Annotated in this window: 21 protein-coding genes; 20 read left to right on the top strand and 1 reads right to left on the bottom strand. The window is 59.5% G+C overall.

What is annotated here, in order from left to right:
* Positions 1–80: 80 nt before the first annotated feature.
* The 20 genes from FKV23_RS16980 (at position 81) to FKV23_RS16885 (ending at position 18,175) form a co-directional block, all read left to right on the top strand.
* Positions 81–1,160, top strand: a complete 1,080-nt coding sequence (locus tag FKV23_RS16980) for an OmpA family protein (RefSeq protein WP_244244041.1) — start codon at positions 81–83, stop codon at positions 1,158–1,160.
* Positions 1,161–1,409: 249 nt separating this feature from the next.
* On the top strand, positions 1,410–1,685 hold the full coding sequence (locus tag FKV23_RS16975; RefSeq protein WP_141624930.1) for a pilus assembly protein: 276 nt from the start codon (positions 1,410–1,412) through the stop codon (positions 1,683–1,685).
* Between the two features lie 250 nt (positions 1,686–1,935).
* Positions 1,936–3,612, top strand: a complete 1,677-nt coding sequence (locus tag FKV23_RS16970; protein ID WP_167285370.1) for a pilus assembly protein TadG-related protein — start codon at positions 1,936–1,938, stop codon at positions 3,610–3,612.
* Between the two features lie 59 nt (positions 3,613–3,671).
* Positions 3,672–4,535: a hypothetical protein gene (locus FKV23_RS16965; protein ID WP_141624928.1), complete on the top strand. Its 864-nt coding sequence runs from the start codon at positions 3,672–3,674 to the stop codon at positions 4,533–4,535.
* A 15-nt stretch (positions 4,536–4,550) separates the two neighbouring features.
* Positions 4,551–5,477 (top strand): TadE family protein, encoded by a 927-nt coding sequence (locus tag FKV23_RS16960; protein WP_141624927.1) that lies wholly within the window; start codon positions 4,551–4,553, stop codon positions 5,475–5,477.
* 30 nt (positions 5,478–5,507) lie between these two features.
* Entirely contained in the window at positions 5,508–6,233 is a 726-nt protein-coding gene (locus FKV23_RS16955) for a hypothetical protein (RefSeq protein WP_141624926.1), read from the top strand.
* Complete coding sequence (locus FKV23_RS16950) at positions 6,230–6,466, top strand: hypothetical protein (protein WP_141624925.1); 237 nt, start codon at positions 6,230–6,232, stop codon at positions 6,464–6,466. The genes FKV23_RS16955 and FKV23_RS16950 overlap by 4 nt, the downstream gene beginning before the upstream one ends.
* Positions 6,467–6,503: 37 nt before the next feature.
* Positions 6,504–7,295, top strand: coding sequence for a Flp pilus assembly protein CpaB (cpaB, locus tag FKV23_RS16945; protein ID WP_167285368.1), 792 nt, complete (start codon positions 6,504–6,506; stop codon positions 7,293–7,295).
* A gap of 55 nt (positions 7,296–7,350) precedes the next feature.
* Positions 7,351–8,652: a type II and III secretion system protein family protein gene (locus FKV23_RS16940; protein WP_167285365.1), complete on the top strand. Its 1,302-nt coding sequence runs from the start codon at positions 7,351–7,353 to the stop codon at positions 8,650–8,652.
* Between the two features lie 8 nt (positions 8,653–8,660).
* Complete coding sequence (locus tag FKV23_RS16935; RefSeq protein WP_208543199.1) at positions 8,661–10,394, top strand: ATPase, T2SS/T4P/T4SS family; 1,734 nt, start codon at positions 8,661–8,663, stop codon at positions 10,392–10,394.
* Between the two features lie 2 nt (positions 10,395–10,396).
* Positions 10,397–11,245: a type II secretion system F family protein gene (locus tag FKV23_RS16930; RefSeq protein WP_141624922.1), complete on the top strand. Its 849-nt coding sequence runs from the start codon at positions 10,397–10,399 to the stop codon at positions 11,243–11,245.
* Positions 11,242–12,129 carry a type II secretion system F family protein gene (locus FKV23_RS16925; RefSeq protein ID WP_141624921.1) on the top strand — a complete coding sequence of 296 codons (888 nt, stop codon included), beginning with the start codon at positions 11,242–11,244 and terminating at the stop codon, positions 12,127–12,129. The genes FKV23_RS16930 and FKV23_RS16925 overlap by 4 nt, the downstream gene beginning before the upstream one ends.
* Before the next feature lie 26 nt (positions 12,130–12,155).
* Entirely contained in the window at positions 12,156–12,473 is a 318-nt protein-coding gene (locus FKV23_RS16920; RefSeq protein ID WP_407067690.1) for a DUF192 domain-containing protein, read from the top strand.
* Positions 12,470–13,030: a tetratricopeptide repeat protein gene (locus tag FKV23_RS16915; protein ID WP_167285363.1), complete on the top strand. Its 561-nt coding sequence runs from the start codon at positions 12,470–12,472 to the stop codon at positions 13,028–13,030. Before FKV23_RS16920 ends, FKV23_RS16915 begins: the two co-directional genes overlap by 4 nt.
* Positions 13,031–13,053: 23 nt before the next feature.
* Complete coding sequence (locus FKV23_RS16910; protein ID WP_208543198.1) at positions 13,054–13,995, top strand: TadE/TadG family type IV pilus assembly protein; 942 nt, start codon at positions 13,054–13,056, stop codon at positions 13,993–13,995.
* A complete protein-coding gene (locus tag FKV23_RS16905; RefSeq protein ID WP_141624918.1) occupies positions 13,986–14,627 on the top strand; it encodes a hypothetical protein in 642 nt (213 codons plus the stop codon). Before FKV23_RS16910 ends, FKV23_RS16905 begins: the two co-directional genes overlap by 10 nt.
* 11 nt (positions 14,628–14,638) lie before the next feature.
* Entirely contained in the window at positions 14,639–15,565 is a 927-nt protein-coding gene (locus FKV23_RS16900; protein WP_167285361.1) for a pesticin C-terminus-like muramidase, read from the top strand.
* A 54-nt stretch (positions 15,566–15,619) separates the two neighbouring features.
* Positions 15,620–16,393: a hypothetical protein gene (locus FKV23_RS16895; protein ID WP_141624916.1), complete on the top strand. Its 774-nt coding sequence runs from the start codon at positions 15,620–15,622 to the stop codon at positions 16,391–16,393.
* Positions 16,390–17,049: a hypothetical protein gene (locus FKV23_RS16890; RefSeq protein WP_141624915.1), complete on the top strand. Its 660-nt coding sequence runs from the start codon at positions 16,390–16,392 to the stop codon at positions 17,047–17,049. Before FKV23_RS16895 ends, FKV23_RS16890 begins: the two co-directional genes overlap by 4 nt.
* 88 nt (positions 17,050–17,137) lie before the next feature.
* Positions 17,138–18,175: an OmpA family protein gene (locus tag FKV23_RS16885; RefSeq protein ID WP_141624914.1), complete on the top strand. Its 1,038-nt coding sequence runs from the start codon at positions 17,138–17,140 to the stop codon at positions 18,173–18,175.
* 12 nt (positions 18,176–18,187) lie between these two features.
* On the opposite strand, the gene FKV23_RS16880 is transcribed toward FKV23_RS16885, so the two are convergent.
* Positions 18,188–18,997 (bottom strand): TatD family hydrolase, encoded by an 810-nt coding sequence (locus FKV23_RS16880; protein WP_141624913.1) that lies wholly within the window; start codon positions 18,995–18,997, stop codon positions 18,188–18,190.
* Between the last annotated feature and the right edge of the window lie 81 nt (positions 18,998–19,078).

Genomic DNA, 19,078 nt, shown 5'->3' with positions numbered 1-19,078 from the left:
GGCAAGGTTCGACATCAAGAGTTACAGGCCAGGGAGCCCACCCTTCGCCTGCCGGCACCTTCTTCAGGAGAAGAATAGAAATGAACCAGCAACTTTCCCGCACCTTGAGCCACGGCTTTGCGATAACGCTGCTGGCGGGCGCCCTCGCCGCCTGTGGGGTGGCCCCGCAGGCCGATGTCGATACCCCGGACCAAGGCGCGCAGATGCTGGAACCGGCTGAGCAGGAGATGACAGAGGAAGCGGCGGCGACGGGTCAGCTGGAGTCCGGCCAAGCTGAATCTGAGTCGGAGGGCGCCGATGCTGGCTTCGATTTAGGCAAGGCGCCGGTCTCGACGGTCGCTCTGGGCGAGTTTCCCTTTGTTTCGCTTCCAGAGGGATACGAGCCGATAAACAAGCCGAGAACGCTGAGCATCGCACGGGTGCCGTTCTGGACAGGCGACAGGTTGGAGCAGGTCGAGGGCAAGACCTATGTGGTCACCATCCAGGCGCAGAAAGGAGTGACCTACTCCGCCTTTGAGCTGATGCGGAATATTGAGCATGTGATCGAACAGGCGGGTGGCGTCAAGGTTACCGATTCCAGGATTCCGTCCGAGGTTCTCAAGTCTGTCGGCAGCGATGTCAGCGTTGGCCTGATCGACGGTTGGGGCGATGTGTACAACAATCCTGTCCAGACCTACGTGATCCGGACTGCCGACAAAACGGTCTGGGTCCATCTGTGCAGCAACAGCATGGATGCCGGCTTGCTCATTGTCGAGGCGCAGGCATTCGAGCCTACCGCGAGCCTGTTGCCGGCCGATGCGCTGAAGCAGCAGCTTGATATCGATGGCAAGGTCGCGCTGCAGATTCATTTCGCCGTCGACAAGGCCGATATCCTGCCCGAGTCTCAACCGCAGGTCGATCAGGTGCTGAAGCTGCTACAACAGCATCCGTCGCTGAAGCTCTCGGTCGATGGCCACACCGACAATACCGGCAATGCCGACCGTAATCAGGCGTTGTCCGAAGCGCGGGCACAGGCAGTGGCGGCCGCATTGACCGCGCAGGGCATCGAAGCGAAGCGGCTGCAGGCGCAGGGGTTTGGCCAGAGTCAGCCCGTAGCCGATAACTCGACTCAAGATGGCAAAGCTGCCAACCGCCGCGTGGAGCTGGTGAGGCTGGACTGAGGGTGCGCTATCTCTGCTTGGTGCCTGGCTCCAGCCGTTGTACGGCGCCCATACGCTGAGGTCTTGAAACGGTCATCTCAAGCGTGTAACGTCAGCAAGACCTTGGGTGTCATATTTCGCCGCAGAGCGTCAGCTGAAAACCGCCCGAGGGCCGAAAAGAACAGGAATCGAGCAGCAACATCATGCCCCCGGCACTAACGAGACATTGGGGGTTTCGAAGTCAAGTCGAGAGAAGAGAGGATATTTCTCATGGAACTCAAGCAGCGTCGTTTCGGTACCCGTCAGCGCGGTCAGGGCATGACCGAGTACATCATCATCGTGGCATTGATCGCGATTGCGGCCATCACCGTGGTCAGCTTCTTCGGCGGCACGGTCCGCAATCAGGTAGCGGGTATGGCCCAGGAACTGTCGGGCACGAGCGCAAGCTCGTCGATTGGGCAGGCCAAGCAGAACGCTCAAAAGGCTGCCAATGATGCCAAACAAGAAAGGAACATGGGCAGTTACGAGAATCAGGTCAGCGACTGACCTGTAATCTCGTTTCAAGTCGGTTTCGCATAACCGGAGGGCGGTGCTTGTGGCTACTAGACCACGAGCGCGGCTCTGCTGCTGGCTTCCTGCGCGATCGGAACGGATTATCGCCTGACTGCAATCATCGTTGCAGCAGGCAATCATTTCTGCAGTGCTGATTGCCTGTATGTAGTCAGGTGTGTTGCCCGTGCCGGGCAGGACTCTAATGGCGCACCGGTTGCCCAAGGCATGCCAAGGGTGAATGCCAATGGACGTCAACAATAAAGAGATGGCTCGTCGTATCAGGCTTCGCGGCGCAAGTGCGAGGCCTTCGGGTGCTCGCCGATTGCGTGGCCAGGCCATGGTGCTGTTCCTGGTGCTGGTCGGGGTCCTGTGCCTGGGCGCGGTCCTGATGTTCAACACTGGCCAGACCGTTCAGAAGAAAGTGCATTTGACCAACACGGCTGATGCGGCAGCCTACAGTGTTGCCGTGCAGCAGGCACGGGCGATGAATTTTGTTGCCTACATGAACCGCGGGCGTATCGCCAACGAAGTCGCGGTTGCCCAGATGGTCAGTCTGTGGTCGTGGATGAACATGTATCACACGCATGCAGTCGCTGGGCAGAATTTCTTTTTTTATATCGAATCGCTATGCAATGCCTTGTCTCTTATCCCAGGCGTTGCAGCCATATGCCAGCCAATCGCCCGAGCTGCGAACCTGATGAAGAAGGGATATCAGGCGGCTGAAAAAGGTTTGGCTAGTACCAGGGCTGCCGTTCATCCGCTTGTGGATGGTGCCGTAACGATGCTGGGAACCTGGAACCTTGGGCTGGCGAACGCGGCAGATCTGATGCTGGCAGGAATGCTGGTTGATGGCATAAAGGTTGCCCGTGATGTGGTCGATAAGAACGATAAGAATGCCAAAATTCCGGCGCTGGCCCATGGGCTGCTGCTAAACCAGATAAGAAAGGCGAGCACGGAAAGCAATATGCTGGACAGGTTTAAAAAGGGTCGGGCATCAGAAGGCGATACCAGGCACATAGCGGGCATGAATCGCTATCGCAATGTCGTGATGGCATCGCGCGATTACTTCAGTGCTGACAGAACCTCTGAGACCCCACTCCCGTTCATCAAGCTCAAGGAGCGCGGCGGTACGGACATGGTGGATTATGACCGCTGGGTTGCGGTCGACGCCCTGGACCTGAACATGAAGTTCTGGAAGCTGGAATTTGATATTTCGCTTGGGTTCGGCGGTGCACAGGCAGTAAGAGACGTAGTAGGAGATGGGAGTAAAACCCCCAGGTTTTTTGAAGGCATAGAGAGCGGCCGGAATGGGGCGGGTGCCGGTTGGTACTACGAGGGCCTGCCGGGAAATGATGGGCATCCTCTCTATCCACAGTATGGCGGGGCTACGAACAATACTGCGAAATTTGTAGAGCAATACCCGTCTGTGAATCAGCCTAAGACTCTTCCATTCTTTTCCCCTCTGGGACCGACCGGTGGTCCGAATCGAAAGCGAGATGCGTACCTTTCCGGCCACCGTGGGCTGCAGGACTATAGCGACATAAACCAAGAGTATGCCCGGACCCCGGAGGGGGAGAAGGCAGGTCCGATTTTCACTGTTCTTGTCGAAAGTGACCGTAAGCATGCCCGCACCAGTGAGGACACTGAGATCGGTGGCCCGGCAAATGGCCAGCTTGAACTGAACAATGACATGAGCGGCGACAAGATGAGGGCGATCGCGTCGGCGCAAGTTTACTTTAATCGCCCACCGGCCCACCCATGGTTTCAGCGTGTCTCGCGGCAATCGTGGAAGGATAAAAACCCGACGGTTGCCAATGAGCTCGAGATGGGGAGCCTGTTCAGTCCTTACTGGCAGGCACGTCTGATAGAAACTCCCGCGAAGGACTACTTGGTGGTCCTTCCTTCATTGGCGGGTGGCTAGGGCTCTGGACGGGATCTATGACAAATAAGACGAATAACAGGTCTGAAAGCGTGCCGAGCATGGGTGAATCGCTTCTGAAAGGCTTACTTCTGAAGGGCGTATTTTTGAAGGCGGCCATCGTGGTCATTGCATTGACTGCTTGTACTCAATCCGGAGCCGATGTGGCAGTTGCCGCTGGCACAGCTGTGTCGCATGACAGCGCGGAGGCTGGTGATGCCGATATTCCAAGAATCTATGTTGACCGCGTGTTTGAAAAATCGGTCGATAAGGGTACGAATTTCTATCTCAACCTTTATCAGGAAGCCCTCTCGATGTGCCAGGAGGCGGGCGCATCGACCAAGCCATTAAGCCCTGATGATGAGGCGCGAGTTGGCACTGAACGCTGGCAGTACTGGCGAGTTCCCGGTCGGTTGGCGTACCGGGTGGAAAGCTGGGAGTTTGCAACAGGGGAGACGCCTTCGACTGCATGCCATTTCGACCTGCAGACGAGCGAAGCGCGCCATGCCTATTTTGATCGCGAGAAAACGGTCTATCTCGACATGCTGACAGGCGAGAGCAGGGTTGCGCCGCCGAAACCCGAGAACCTGGGTGCGTACGACTTGACCGCTGATAACGATCGCTACGCCGCAGAGCCGGGCTGGGATGGGCCGAACCAGCAAGCAGTTCTCGGGCAACCGTGCAACGAATGGCAGCATGGGGCTGCGGAAAGCATCTGTGTATGGTCCGCAGGCGAGAAATGGGGGTTCTCCGCGGGGCCGCATGCTGATTTGCAGGGCGGAACGCCGAGCACGCACCGTATCGATCTGAAAATCGATCCTCCACCAAACGGCACGGGTGCACGCTTGACCACCAGGCGATTCAATATCGACCAGGGCATTGACCTGGACGAGATTCTGCCTGCCGAGGTTGCCAACGGAATGTAACCGGGAGTGACGTGTATGGGTAACGCGATATCTTTCCGCCAGCCTGCATTGAGTGGAGTGAAGTCACCAAGACTGCAGCATGGCCAAGCACTGACTGAAATGGCGATTCTTGCAGTAGTGCTGGTGCCGCTGTTCCTGCTGATCCCAATGCTTGGCAAGTACTCCCATACTCAGCAGATGGCCCAGCAGGCAGTGCGCGCGGCAGCCTGGGAAGCGACAGTTGCGGATTCGTACCACTGGGATGATTCAGTCGAAAGCAATGCTTGGCGTGCCCAACAACTCCAGAAGCTGATTGATCGCCATTACGGGGATGCGGCCGCTCCGATTCGCTCGCAGTCATCCGGTGCACAAGGGAGTGATGCGGTCGAAGATGTGATGATGAATACGTTTTCCGGACGGCCATTGCTCCAGCGTGATGGTGTCGAGCTGTTGCCGTACAAGAATGAATCTGCTGGCTTTTCCTCAAAGGCGATTGAGCTGCTGGACAAATTGCCTGACTTCATTCCGGGTGATTTTCCGCCAGGTCGGGATGGGTTGGTAAGTGCTGAGCTGGTAGTGCGCCCGGAGGATCTGAAAACTGCTGATGGCGCGGCTGCAAAGTATTTGGAGCCCTTTGACAACCTGGGTCTGGAGATGCGTGTGAAGCACGTGGTGTTGGCAGACACGTGGAATGCATCCGGTAGCGGATGTCTTGGCGGCCAGTGTCAGGACAGCGTTTCCGCTCAGAGGGATCGCAGGCGCGTACGTGATCAGGTGAAGACGTTGAGTCTGGGTTCGATATTTGGCCCGGATTCACGGATAGGGGGCCCGATCCACAAGGTAAAAGAAGCTCTTAAACCATTTGAAAATATACCGTTGCTGGACGTTCCTCTTCGAATTGATCCAGGCTACATAGAGCCCGATGTGGTCCCGCGAGACAGGTTGCAGGCGTATCAGCCATGACGCTTGAGAGGGTGTAGATGTATGTCGACTATGAAAAAACGACTGTCGCGCATGGTCTGTACCGGATTGTTTCGGCGGCGCAAGTTCACGATGCGCGCGCGAGGTATGACCGTGATCACATGCTGCATGCTTTGTGCGAGTCAGGTGGGCGGGGCGTGGCCGAGCGTGCCATTGCCGGACAATAGCCGCGGAGAGATGGTCAGCGAGCATATCAAGTTCAATGGCCTGAACATGCAAGCGAGTCGATTCGCTACTTCACAGTCGCCCGAGGATGTGGCGGCATTCTATGCCACGCAATGGCCAGGCCAGCATGTCGTAGACAAAGTGGAGTCGAAGACGGTCATAGGCAGGGCGGCGGGCAAGTACTACATCACGGTGGAGCTGGAGGCGAGCGGCGGCGGTACCGAAGGGACCGTAGGGATCATCGAGTTGCCCAAAGATGGGCAGGTGCCGAGCATGGGGGAGGGTTTCTACCGACCTGCCGGTACCGACGTAGTCAGTGATATCAGTTATCTCGATACCCCCAACAAGAGCCGTACGCTAGTTCTTCACAATCAGATGTCGCCTTATGTCAACCAGCAGCACTATCTGCAGCGCATGCGCGCGGAAGGCTGGTCGGTTGTTGAGTCGGCGGGGTGCAGGCCGAGTTCGAGCCAGTGCGTTGTGCGATTCGAACGGGCACGGGGCCGACGGATGGCGATTGCCATCACGCGTGACGAAGGAATGGTGACATCGACAGTGGTTACCATCGAATGATTGGAACCTACGGCAGGGCTTGGACAATGAAGAGGAAACAGCTTCCGAAGGGTCCGCGGCGACAGCGGGGCAGTGCGATTGTTGAATACAGCATCATCACCATGCTTGTCATTGTTGTCCTTGTTGCCAATGACAATGTGGTGGGGCAGCTGATGCAGGCGATCAAGGGCATGTATGAGGCCTTCAGTTATGCCCTGTCGATGACATTTCCTACAGATTTCCTACAGAATTGAATTGTGATGCAAAGGGGAGCACGTGGCCTTACCTAAATTGAACAAGAACGTCCTTTTCCTGGGAGGGGCGATTCTGCTGGGGATCATTGCGGCACTGCTGAGCGTCAGTTACATACAGGAGCGTGTCGCAGAGGCAACAGCGGCCGTGCAGGTTGAGGTGGCTGAAACGCAGGTCGTGGTTTCAAGGCGCAACCTTGATATCGGCGATACCATTTCGGAGTCCGATATGGTCACGCGCAACATGCCGGTGGACTTCGTCCCGGCGGATGCGGTGACGACCGAGAATTACGTCGGCTTCATTGATCGGATGGTGCGTTCACCGATCAAGCAGGGCACACCACTCAGTGCCAGCGCCCTGGTACCCGCGTACGACAAGTTCTCGCATGTAATCGTGCCGGGCAAGGTGGGTTACACCCTCTCGGTGAACGAGAACAACTCCATTTCGGGCATGATCGCGCCAGGCGACCGTGTCGATATTCTGCTCACCTACAGCGGCGACAAGGACTTTGGTGGCGGCAAGAAGAGCAACCAGGGGGACAAAGTGGTACCGCTGCTTGAGAACATTACGGTACTGGCGACCGGTACCCGCATAGGAGATGTGCCTGAAGGTATGGGTGACAGCGCGTTTTCGAGCGTCACCCTGGAACTTGCTCCGAACCAAGCCGAGTTGTTGACGGCAGGACAAAAGACGGGTGACTTGCGAGTGTTGCTGCGAAATTACGAGGACAACACGCCTTTTGGCTTGTCGGGGCTCTCCGAAAAGACATTGATGAGTCTGTTCAGTAGTGGCGGGGGCGATGATGTCGAGTACATCATCGGCGGTAATTGATAAATCGATAATGGACACATCAATGCGCAGGGATTCTTTATTTGGGATTATCGCGATGCTGGCCATCGCATTCACATCCGCCTTCATGCCTTTCGGGCAAGCCCAGGCACAGGTTGCGACGTTGCCGAACAAGCTTGAGCTGTACGGTGGTCAGGTCAAGGTCTACAAGAGCGGCCGGCCGTTTTCGCGGGTCGCCGTGGGCAACGGCGACCTGATCGAAGTGACTACCATCGACAAACGGCAGCTCGTTGTGATCGCAGGAGCCGATAAAGGTGGTTTCACCACATTGCACCTGTGGTACGAGGATGGTGACCAGCGTTCTATCAACGTCAATGTGAGCCCGGTTGATACCAGCAGCACGTCATTGGTTGTTCGCGAACTGCTGGCCCTCGAGCCGAATTCGAAAGCGCGCGTGCAGGATGTGGGGAGCAGCGTAGTGATCACCGGCGAGCTGACGGCGCTCGAGGCCGAGCGTGTCGGCACCATTGCCAAGCTGTATCCGAATGTCGTTGACCTGAGCACCCCGGATCTGGTTGCGATGCAGCCGATGGTGTTGATGGATGTGCGGATCATGGAGTTCAAGCGCGATGCCCTCCGCGACCTCGGCATCCGCTGGCAGGAAAGCATCGACGGTCCCGCAGGTGGCGCGATCAAGGATTTCTCAAGTTCCTTTTTCCGCATATTGCCCGACAAAAGCTCGTTTCTGGATATCGTCGATGACCTGCCGGCACGGATCAATCCGATGGCGACCTATTTCGGCATCGCCACCTCGATCACATCCAGGATCAACCTGCTGACCGAAACCGGCAATGCCTACGAACTGGCATCGCCACAGCTCAGCGCGCGCAGTGGAGGGAGCGCCAAATTCCTCGCCGGCGGCGAAGTTCCGATCCTGAAGCCTGGTGCCTTCGGTACGACCACGGTCGAATTCAAGGAATACGGCATCAAGCTGGACATCGAGCCGTTCGTTAATGGCAATGACGAAATCTCGACTGCAGTGTCTACCGAGGTCAGCAAGATTGATCCCTCGGTCACGGTGCAGGGCGTGCCCGGTTTCCTGACCCGCAAGACCGACACTGAGCTCAATGTACGTTCGGGTGAGACCATCGTGATCTCGGGTCTGGTCGATATCACAGGTTCCAAGGGCTTCGGCGGTATTCCGGGCTTGGCCAATATTCCGATCCTGGGCCGGCTGTTCCGCTCGGATGAATTCCGTGCCGGCCGCACCGACTTGGTGATCTTCGTGACCCCGAGGATCATTCATCCGGATCACCCAGCCAACATCGATGCCATCCAGAAGAGCGATCGGATGCTTGAGGATTTCAAGCAGACGATCGGCACGGATATCTTTGACTGAGTACGGGCATGTTCAACGTCGTCGTAGAAGCACCGCGAAGCGAGCCGAGGAAGATCCGTTGCCTGCACAACGAGTGCGGGGTCGGCCGTGGCGAGGAAAATCTGGTGATTCTCCAAGGTTGGAGTATCGCCAAACGACATGCGTTGATCCGGGCCCAGGACGATGGCATGTTCATCGAGTCCACCGGGGGTCGGGCCCAGGTCCGTGTGAACGGCAATGCGATCAAGGAGCGCCAGGGGCCGATCAGCAGCAGCGATATCGTCGAGATCGGTGATTATCGCCTGCGGATCTTTTCCGACTCCGTCAACAACGGGACGGTGCAACACAACGACCACGCGGCGCCGTCCGCCGACCAGTTGGATCCAGCGCCGCCAACGCCTGTTGCCGCGCCGGTGGAGCCGGCAGCGACACCGACAGAGAGCGCGGCGACCGAAATCGCAACGACTGCCGATGCCCCGCCCGACATGGTGGTGTGGCGTGGGCGGGTACATGCGTCGCTGGTCAAGCAGATGGACCTGCGACGGGTGGATGTCCGCAGCCTGAGTGATGCCGAACTACGGGAAAAGACTGCTGCGCTGATCGAGGCAGTCCTGGACAAGGAGTATGCCGACCTCCCGAAGGCGATCAGCCGCCGCATGCTGGCCAAGCAGGTCCTGGATGAAGCCATCGGCCTCGGCCCGCTGGAAAATCTGATCGACGATAACAGCGTTACCGAGATCATGGTCAATGCCCACGACCAGATCTATATCGAACGCAGTGGTCGGATCGAGAAGTCTCCGGTCTATTTCACTAATGACCGGGCCGTGCTTTCGGCCATCGAGCGCATCGTCGCCCCGCTGGGACGCCGGATCGACGAAAGCTCGCCCATGGTCGATGCACGACTCAAGGATGGGTCGCGCGTCAACGCGATCATCCCGCCCATCGCGTTGCGCGGACCCAGCATCAGCATCCGAAAATTCGCCAAAAAGAAGCTGGACGGCCGCGATTTGTACGGCTACGGGTCAATCAACGAAGGAATGCTGGCATTCCTGGAGACGGCTGTACGCGAACGCAAGAACATCGTCGTGACCGGCGGTACCGGCTCGGGCAAGACCACGCTGCTGAATATCCTGTCCAACTTCATTCCCGACCGTGATCGCATCGTCACCATCGAGGACGCGGCCGAGCTCAAGCTCGTGCAGCCCAACCTGGTGGCTCTGGAAGCGCGCCCGCCGAACCTTGAAGGCAAGGGGCAGGTCACCATCCGCGATTTGGTAAAGAACGCGCTGCGTATGCGCCCGGACCGGATCGTGGTCGGCGAGTGTCGTGGTGGCGAAACGCTCGACATGCTGCAGGCGATGAACACCGGCCATGAAGGCTCGTTGACCACGGCCCATGCCAACTCGCCACGCGATGCGATCTCGCGCATCGAAGTGATGGTCCTGATGGCCGGAATGGAGCTCCCGATGGCGGTCGTTCGCGAGCAGATTGCCTCGGCGGTCGACATGATCGTGCACCAGCGCCGCTTCCCGTGCGGATCGCGCAAGGTGACCCATATCACGGAGGTCACCGGCATCGAAAGCGGCACCATCCAGTTGCAGGACATCTTCCATTTCAGGGTTCGCTCTCACCATGGTCCGGACGGCAAGGTTATGGGCACGTTCGAAGCAACGGGCGCGATTCCGGAATTCATGGAAGAGCTGGCCGACCGGGGCGTGAAGATCGATCTGTCGATATTCCGGAAGCCCAAGGAGGATTTCTAGGCATGCAGGTCTGGCTGATCGCGATCACGGCTTTCGCAGCGGTATGCCTCGCGGGGGTGTACGCCATCCGGGCCGGTGACACCTTTATGGGGCGCTACCATGAGGCGTTCATGGAGCAGGCCCGGGTCAATCTCGCGGACATGTTCCTGTTCGTTGATCCGAAAAAGTTGTACACCGCCAATATCGTGATGCTCGTGATTGTGCCACTGCTGCTGTGGATGATCACCGGAAAATTGCTGATCGCAATCGTCGCTGCCTTGGCCCTGGCCATCATGCCCAAGAAGATATATCGCTGGTTGCGGCAGCGGCGGATCAACAAGATCCAAGAACAGCTTCCGGATGCGTTGATGATGCTGTCTGGCGGCATGAAGGCGGGGCTGGGCTTTGCTCCGGCATTGGAAAGCCTGGTGAGGGATGGGTATCCACCGCTTGCCCAGGAGTTGGCTCTGGTGCTGCGCGAGCAGCATCTCGGGGTCAAGACCGAGGAGGCGTTGGAGCACTTTGCCGAACGGGTGCCGGTACTCGACGTCAAATTGTTCGTGTCGGCGGTTTCGATTTCGCGCGAGGTGGGTGGCAACCTTGCCGAAAGCCTGAAAACACTGGCTGAAACACTACGGCGGCGCTTGATCATGGAGAACAAGGTCAAGGCGTTGACTTCGCAGGGCAAGCTGCAGGGAATCGTGATGGCAATGTTGCCGGTCGCGATCGCCGGCTACCTTGCCATGGCCTATCCCAGCACGATGGAGCCGATGTTCAACACCTGGATGGGCTACGGCGTCATCGCCGTGTGCGTGATCCTGGAGTACGTTGGCTACAAGATGTGCGTGAAGATCATGACGATCGATATATGATTCAGCTGGCATTTCTAGCATTGTGTGTTGTTGCCGCGTTCGTGATGGTGATCGTTGGTATACGCGGCCTTTTGAACCAGGTGCCGCAGGATGAGCGTGACTATCAGGATCCACTTCCGTTCACCCTGAAGATGATGTGGCCACTGGTGACCGCGGCCACCTATGTCATCGGACCGCGGTTGAAGTCTAGTGACCTGGAAAAGGCCCATCGCACTTTGCAGTCGGCCGGGCAGGACTATCTGATCTCGCCGGAACAACTCGCGGGGCTCCGTATCGTTGCCAGCGGGATGGTAACGATGTTCTTCCTTCTGGTTGTAGTACTGCTCAAGCAGCTCAACTTTGGAACCTTTTTCATTTGTGTCGTGTTTGGCTTGCCGCTGGGCTGGCTGTACCCGAGCCTGTGGCTGGGTGAGCGCCGCAAGACCCGGCAGAAGCGGGTGATCCGCGACCTGCCGATCTTCCTCGACTTCATCACCATGTCGGTTGAAGCCGGTCTCAACATCACAGGCGCGATCGAACAGGCGGTTATGAAAGGGCCGGCAGGACCCTTGTCGCAGGAATTCTCGCGCATGCTGCGGGACCTGAGTGCCGGCTTGCCACGTTCGGAGGCACTCAAGCGTCTGGCTGACCGGATGGATATTGCGCAGATATCCAGTTTCACCAGCGCGCTGATCCAGGCCGACCGTGTCGGTGCCAGCCTGGGCGACACATTGCGCGCGCAGTCGATGCAGCGACGCGAAGAGCGTTTCCTGCGGGCGGAGAAACTGGCGCTGGAGGCACCGGTGAAGATGATGGCGCCGCTGATCATGTTCTTCTTTCCGCTCATCTTCATCGTGCTGGCCTATTTCATCTACCTCAAGATGGTGGAGGACGGGATCCTTTGAAGCGCATTTGCTTCTACCGCAAGGGGGTGTGTTTGGCGCCGCATGGCAAGGCGGCTCTATCGTGGTGGGCGCGGCTGCGCGGCCTGCTGTTCCGACCACCGCTGGCAAACGACGGTAGCGAGGCGCTGTTGATTTCGCCATGCGCCAGCATCCATACCTTCGGCATGAGCTATCCGCTGGATGTGGTTTTCCTGGATCGTGCCGGCAGCGTACTTGGGGTGCGTGAACGGATCCGCCCCTGGCGTGCCTGCATGCAGAAGGGCGCACGCAGTGTCATCGAATTCCATGCCGGTGCCGTACAGCGGCTCTCGATCCGGCCCGGGGATGTCATCGAATGGAGATGAAAGTGAAGACCGGCCTTCCATGCTTGCTGGTGGCCTTCGTCATTGCCAGCGGCTGTGCGACGTCGGGGCAGAAGGAGGTGGGGCCGGAGCTGAACGGGCTCGTGGAGGTCGAGCGTCGCGCCAGTGATGCCTATGCCAACGGCCGCAACGAGGAGGCCGCGCAGTTGTACCGCAGCATGGTCGAGCAGATGCCAGGCGAAGCCGAGTACTGGTATCGGCTGGCCAACTCCCTGGTCAGGACCGGTCGTCAGGATGATGCCGCCATTGCCTATCAACAGACACTGCGGATTGATCCTGACAACGCCAAGGCGTGGCATAACCTTGGGATCGTGAGATTGCGCCAGGCCCAGGCGTCATTTGCAACGGGTGTACAGAACTCGTCCTCTGGAGATCGGGTCTTCGACGAGAGCCTGAGGCTTTCGACAGCCGTGTTCTCACTGATCTCACCCGAAAGCAAGCAAGGTAGAAGGGAAGAATCCGCAACTGATGGAAATGCCCGCTCGATCAACGCAGGTCAGGAGCCGGGTGGGATGCCGGAGGCACAGCCAGGAGGCTAGCCCAGACACCGGGAGCACATGTCATGGAGAACAGAACCGCCATTCAACGCAGTGTTGGAACAGGGAACAGGCAGGCCGGTCAATCGCTGCCGGAATTCTTGATTGTGGTGCCTGTGTTCCTGTTCCTGGTGCTGCTGGTCTTCCAGATAGTGCTGGTTTATCGCGCCAAGACCACCTTGGATTATGCCGCTCTTGAAGCCGCTCGTGCTGGGGCTGTCAATAACGCGAAGATGGATGCGATGCAGGACGGCTTGATCCGGGGCCTCATGCCGCTATACACGACGTCGAGCGACGTTCCGGGGTTGGCCAAAGCGTATGCCGCGGCTGTGCTCGACGTGAAAGGGGTTGGAGCGTACGGCGGCAATGCCAAGATTGAGATTATCAGCCCGACCAAACAGGCCTGGAATGAGTTCAAGGAGAAACAATACGACGGGCGAGAAGCATTGCCGAACGACAACCTGGCATTTCGTAGCAGTGAAGTCGGGAGCAGTGGCGTCAATGTCCAGGATGCAAACATCCTCAAGATACGGGTGCATTACGACTTCCCATTGATCGTGCCCTTCGTCGACCGGGTGCTGCGCGGTGACTCGCAGTACGTGAGGAGCAACGGCTTTTTCGATTCGGCCAAGGTCGACATGAAGGATCCGTTGCTGGGCGGTCCGGATCCGATGCACGGAGAGTGGGTGCTGGGCAGGCATTTCCGGATTCCCCTGCGGTCCACTGCCATCGTGCGCATGCAAACACCGATCTACGACGCCAACCTGCTTGCCGATGCAGGAGGCGCCTCGCCACCAGGAGGCGGCACCCCGCCAGGCGGCGGGGGAGGCACTCCGCCGGGAGGCGGTGGTGGCGACGACGGTGGTGGCACGCCACCCGGAGGAGGCACTCCACCGGGAGGTGGTGATCCGCCCGGCGGTGGCGGCCCTGAAGAACCGGATCCCGAGGATCCGCCGGTATGCACATGAACACCACGACGGGGAAAATGCCGATGGCAGGGTCACTGCTGCGATGGTTGCTGCCGGCAATGCTGCTGCTTTCATATGCCGGGCTGGCTCAGGCCGAAAGCCGCAAGTACCGACAACTGCCGGCTTCGGCATGGCAACAGCTTGACCAGGCACGTGGCGTGCGGTTGACCGGTGATGCGGGACTGACGCCCAATGTGCAGATCGTCTGCGACCCGAATTGTCCGTATTGCGCACGCCTGGATCGCAGGTTGCGCGAAGCGCACAAGAACATGCCGATACGCTGGGTGCCGGTGGCTTACTTCAAACCGGACAGCGAAACGATGGCGGCGGCGATCCTGTCTGCACGGGATCCGGTGGCGAGCCTGGAAGCCAACTATCGCGATTACGATTTCGATGCGCGTCGCGGTGGCCATGCGTCGCCTTCCGAGCGCATGCGCTTGGACCCGGGTCACGCGGAGCTGAAGCGGGCATGGAAGCAATGGGGCGGTTTCACCCCGATGATCATCGTACGTACCCGCGATGGTCGCATCCTGCGGGCCATGGGGGCGAGTGATGCATTTGTGGAAAGCGTGCTGGAGCAGGCGGCTCCGCCAGTCCGAGCCTATGAGGCATGGCGCCCGTCATCGCGGTGAGGAGGATGAGCATGATGAAGGATCTGCAATCCATCGGAGTTTCGCGGCCAGTGTCCGGTAGCAGACAGGGCACGATCCATTCTTCGAAAGGTTGGAACAATTGGATCACGGGGCTCGCCCTGGTGGTGCTGTTTGTCTTGAGTCCACCGTCGGCCTGGGCTGAACCGTGTCCGGACCCTGGCATGTGCTTCTTCAATCAGAATGCCAAGGATGCCTGGGCCAACGACCTGGACTGCGACTTCGGGGATGATGGCGAAGGGCCTGCAGGCGATGACTGTACGGAAACATGGCGGCTGGACGATGCCTTCCTTGAACAGAGCGAAGGAGCACTCATACTCGAAGGTTACATTCCGATGCAGGGGGGCGAGGTGCTCGGTCAGAGCGGTGTCACCATCAGCACCGGCGTCGACCTGGGCCAGCAGAGCGCAAGCGGCACCCGCAACATCATCAACAACTACATCAATGAGCATGGGAACAATGAAAATGTCGATGTCGATGCATTCATGGCCAAGCTCAATCCATATTTCGGTCTGAAGAAGGGAGCCGCTGTAGCTGCACTGGAGGAGACGCCGTTGACGGTGACCCAGGCCGAGGCCGAGCTGCTGGCGGAAGCCTTCAAGCACCATTTCCTCAACCAGATTGCCGCACAGTTCAATGCCCGCAACGAGCTGGGCATGACCTTCCAGCGGTTGCCGACGGAGGCACAGACGGTAATCATGGATTTCGCCTACCAGTATGGCCTGTCCGATACTCAGGGCAGCGTCAGGCAGACCTTCTGGGGGCATGTGTACCGGGGCGAATGGATGCAGCTTGCCGAGTGGCTGAACAGCAACCCTGATCCGTATACCAGTCGTCGTCGCCGAGAAGGCAATCTGTTGCAGGATGCCATCGACAACCATCGCATTCCCAACGTCGGCGACCCCTGTCCGGGCGGCTGACGTGGGGGATACACAGGTGGGGATTGGCACCATTGAATGGATCGGGAGTTCGACATGAACAGCATGATGAGAAACACCCTGGCAGTTGCCAGCCTGCTTGTGCTGTCCGCCTGCAACGGTGCGCCGCAGGCGGTAGGCGCTGCCGATGCGGCGAATGCTCCTGCGGCTGCCGAAAGCACACAGGCGACACCATCGGTCGATGCGTTCAAGGATTTCATCAATGAGATCCGACGCTTTGCCGGATCAGCACAGGTCGTGATGGGCGATGAGGCAGGGGACGCAGTGTCGCTTGCCGTAGGCGACCGCATTGTGACCGGTTTCGAGCAGTACCCGCCGCGGCAGCTGTCATTGGCCGATGGTTCGACAATCTACTGGGGTTGGCAGCACGGCCAGGCTTTCGTCCAGTCGATCGCGATACGCGGAACGGACGGGCAGTTGCAGTTGCTGGGTGCTGTGGACGACCTGCCGGTGCTTTACAGCCGGCGCGCGAATCGGGCCATTGCCGATCAGCAGGCCTACGACGCATTCTTGCGCGAGAGCGCAGAGCGAGGTGGCAAGCCTGCAGTTGCGTTGTTCATCAAGGATGACAATGCACTTGCGGCCTACTATCCCCTGGTGGCTCGCTGGCTGCAGGCGGCCATGCTGGGCTTCAATGCCGATTGCAGCGATCCGGCACAGGGACCGACTTGTGCGTTTGTCGAACAGGTCAGCGTTCCTGTCGAAGCCTACGCGCGCGATTGCGCGGCCGCGGACACGGTCAATGCCTGTGCTCTGGTGGTGCCGGATATCCCGGCAGCCGATGTCCCACTGGAATCTTTCAAGCAGTGAAGTCCGGATGGAATATGCGCAGGCGATCGGGCCGATGGCTGCTTCCAGCCCTGTTTTGCCTGATGGCAGTTCCGGCGGTGGCGGAGGATGGCCCCCCTGCCCCGACGGCATTCACGCTGCATGCGACCATGGTCGGGGACAACCCGTACCACGGTGGTTACGACACCACGCCGTATCCGGTCACGCTCTATGCGCGCGGAAAGTCGACGCGGGTCGACTTCACCGGTCCCGCCGACGAACGCGGCATGCTCTTGCATGAAGCCGACACCCGCTCGGGTTGGCTGGTCAGTCTGAATGAGGGAATCGCGATTCCACTGGATGCGCCGGGCCTGGGTGAGCTGGTGGTGGAACCGGAGCGGCCCTGTCAGCGCATGCAGGCGCGTTGCCAACCGGCCGGGAACCGGTACGTGGCAGGCAGGGTCGTCAAGGGTTGGCGCTACCGCAACGCCGACGGGCGCGGTCCCGCCGGCACCAGCAGCGGCGAGTTGTGGGTCGATCCGGAACACGGCGTAATTCTGGCCTATAGCGGAAAGAAACAGGGTTGGGACCGGCGCTACGAGATGGAGGCCATGGCCGTGACCTACGGGCCGTTGTCCGAACTGCTGTTCGAGCTGCCGGAAAGCGTGGCTGTGCCGAACGAAGGGGAACGCCTCTGACGGAGGTCCCCCACGACTGCCGACAGTCTGGTGATGGTGCGACCATTGCCCGCTATCATCGGCAGAATCCAGTCCCCAGGATGTTTCGATGATCCATCGTCCCTTCTCTTTCCTTGGCCTGACCGCATGTCTAGCATTGGCCGCGTGTGGCGGTGACGCGCCGCCTCCGGCCGATGAGCCGGAGACCGATGCGACTGCGGAGGCATCGACAGAACCGGAATCCGATGAGCCCAAAGCCTTTGACATCACCACCATTCCGGTATCCGATGCCCCGCTTGGAGAATTTCCCTATTTCCAGTTGCCGGAGGGATATCACACGACCGAAAAGTTATCCTCGACCATTGAGGTCGGACAGTTCCCATTCTGGGTCGGGGAGTTCTTCATCGGCGTGGAAGGCCGGATCCATCAGGCCAATATCCGGGGCAACGAAGGCAAGGCGTTTTCCGCTCTTGAAGTGGAGCAGGCGATCCGCAACGCAATCACCTCTGCAGGTGGTGTCGAGATCGCAAACATGGTCATCCCGAGATCCAGGACCCAGGATGTACTGACCCGCAGCTTCACCCAGGAGTTCAGCAACGGACTGTGCTGGCCGAAAGAACCGGTGCGCACCTATGTCGTGCATCGCACCGACAAGGACATCTGGGTGCATGCCTGTACCTATGGCGGAATCGGTGCCGCCTGGGTGATTGCCGAGACCGCGACAGCCGAGCCGGAGTTTGAGGTGGTGTCCAGCGATACCCTGCGCGAGCGGCTCCGTACTGAAGGCAGGGTTGCAATACCAGTCGGGTTTGCCAGTGCTTCTGCGGAGCTGTTGCCGGGCGCGGCAGCGCAGATCAGGGAAATCGTGACGCTGCTCGAGCAGGAAGCCGAATGGCTGCTTGATATCAATGTGCATGTCGACGACAGCGGAAGCGCACAGCACAGCATGGCTTTGTCGGAGGCACGCGCTCGAGCGGTGGCGGAAGCCATGGCCGCCGCGGGCGCGGGCACGGGCCGGCTCAAGGCCCGCGGCCTTGGGCGCAGTGAGCCGATTGCCGACAATGGCACCCCGGAAGGCAGGGCGAAGAACCGCCGCGTGGAACTGGTGTTGCAGGGGCAAGAATCGGAACCGGCTGCAGAGGGCTGAGGTCGAACGGGATCAGGCCGCCGGCAATCCGAAGAACGCACGCGCGGTCGCGGTGGCATTGGCCGCGGTCACTTCCACGTCCTCGCCGCGGTCGCGGGCCAGCTCCTCGACGATATGGGCCAGGTACATCGGTTCGTTGCGGCGGTGTGAGGGTGCGGGCCTGACCGTGCGCGGGAGCAGGTAGGGGGCGTCGGTCTCGATCATCAGGCGGTTGGCAGGGATCGATTTCACCAGCTCGCGCAGGTGCTGGCCGCGGCGCTCGTCGCACAGCCAGCCGGTGATGCCGATGTGCCAGTCCCGGTCGAGGCAGGCGAACAGCTCCTCTCGGGTGCCGGTGAAGCAGTGCACGACCGCGGGGCCGAGCCGGCCCTCGAAATTCTTCATGATCGCGACGAAGTCATCGTGCGCGTCGCGCTGGTGCAGGAAGAGTGGTTTTGCAGCGCGGGCTTTTCCGGTGTCGACCGCGATTTGAAGTTGCATCTCGAACGCGCGTCGCTGCGCCGGTCGCGGAGAGAAGTCGCGGAAGTAGTCCAGCCCGCATTCGCCGACCGCAACCACTTCATCGTGGGCGAGCAGTGCGCGCATCTCGGCGTCGCATTCGGCGGTGTACTCGCTGGCGTGGTGCGGATGCACGCCGGCGGTCGCGAACAGTTCACGCGGGTGTGCCTGTGCCAGGGCCAGCGCTTTGGGTGAATGCTCGCGGCTGGCGCCGGTAACGACCATCTGCACCACGCCAGCCGCGCGCGCGCGCTGCAGCACCGCGTCGCGGTCGTGGTCGAAGCTGTCGTGGGTCAGGTTGGCGCCGATGTCGATGAGTTGCATGGTGGGGCGCGGGTTGTCCATTTGTGGATGCACAAGGATAAGGCTCTGTCACCCCGAGCGCAGCGGCGTGGTCATCTATCC

The organism is Lysobacter alkalisoli (assembly GCF_006547045.1).
In the GTDB taxonomy this organism is placed as follows: Bacteria; Pseudomonadota; Gammaproteobacteria; order Xanthomonadales; family Xanthomonadaceae; genus Marilutibacter; species Marilutibacter alkalisoli.
This window is presented reverse-complemented; position numbering and strand designations above follow the sequence as displayed.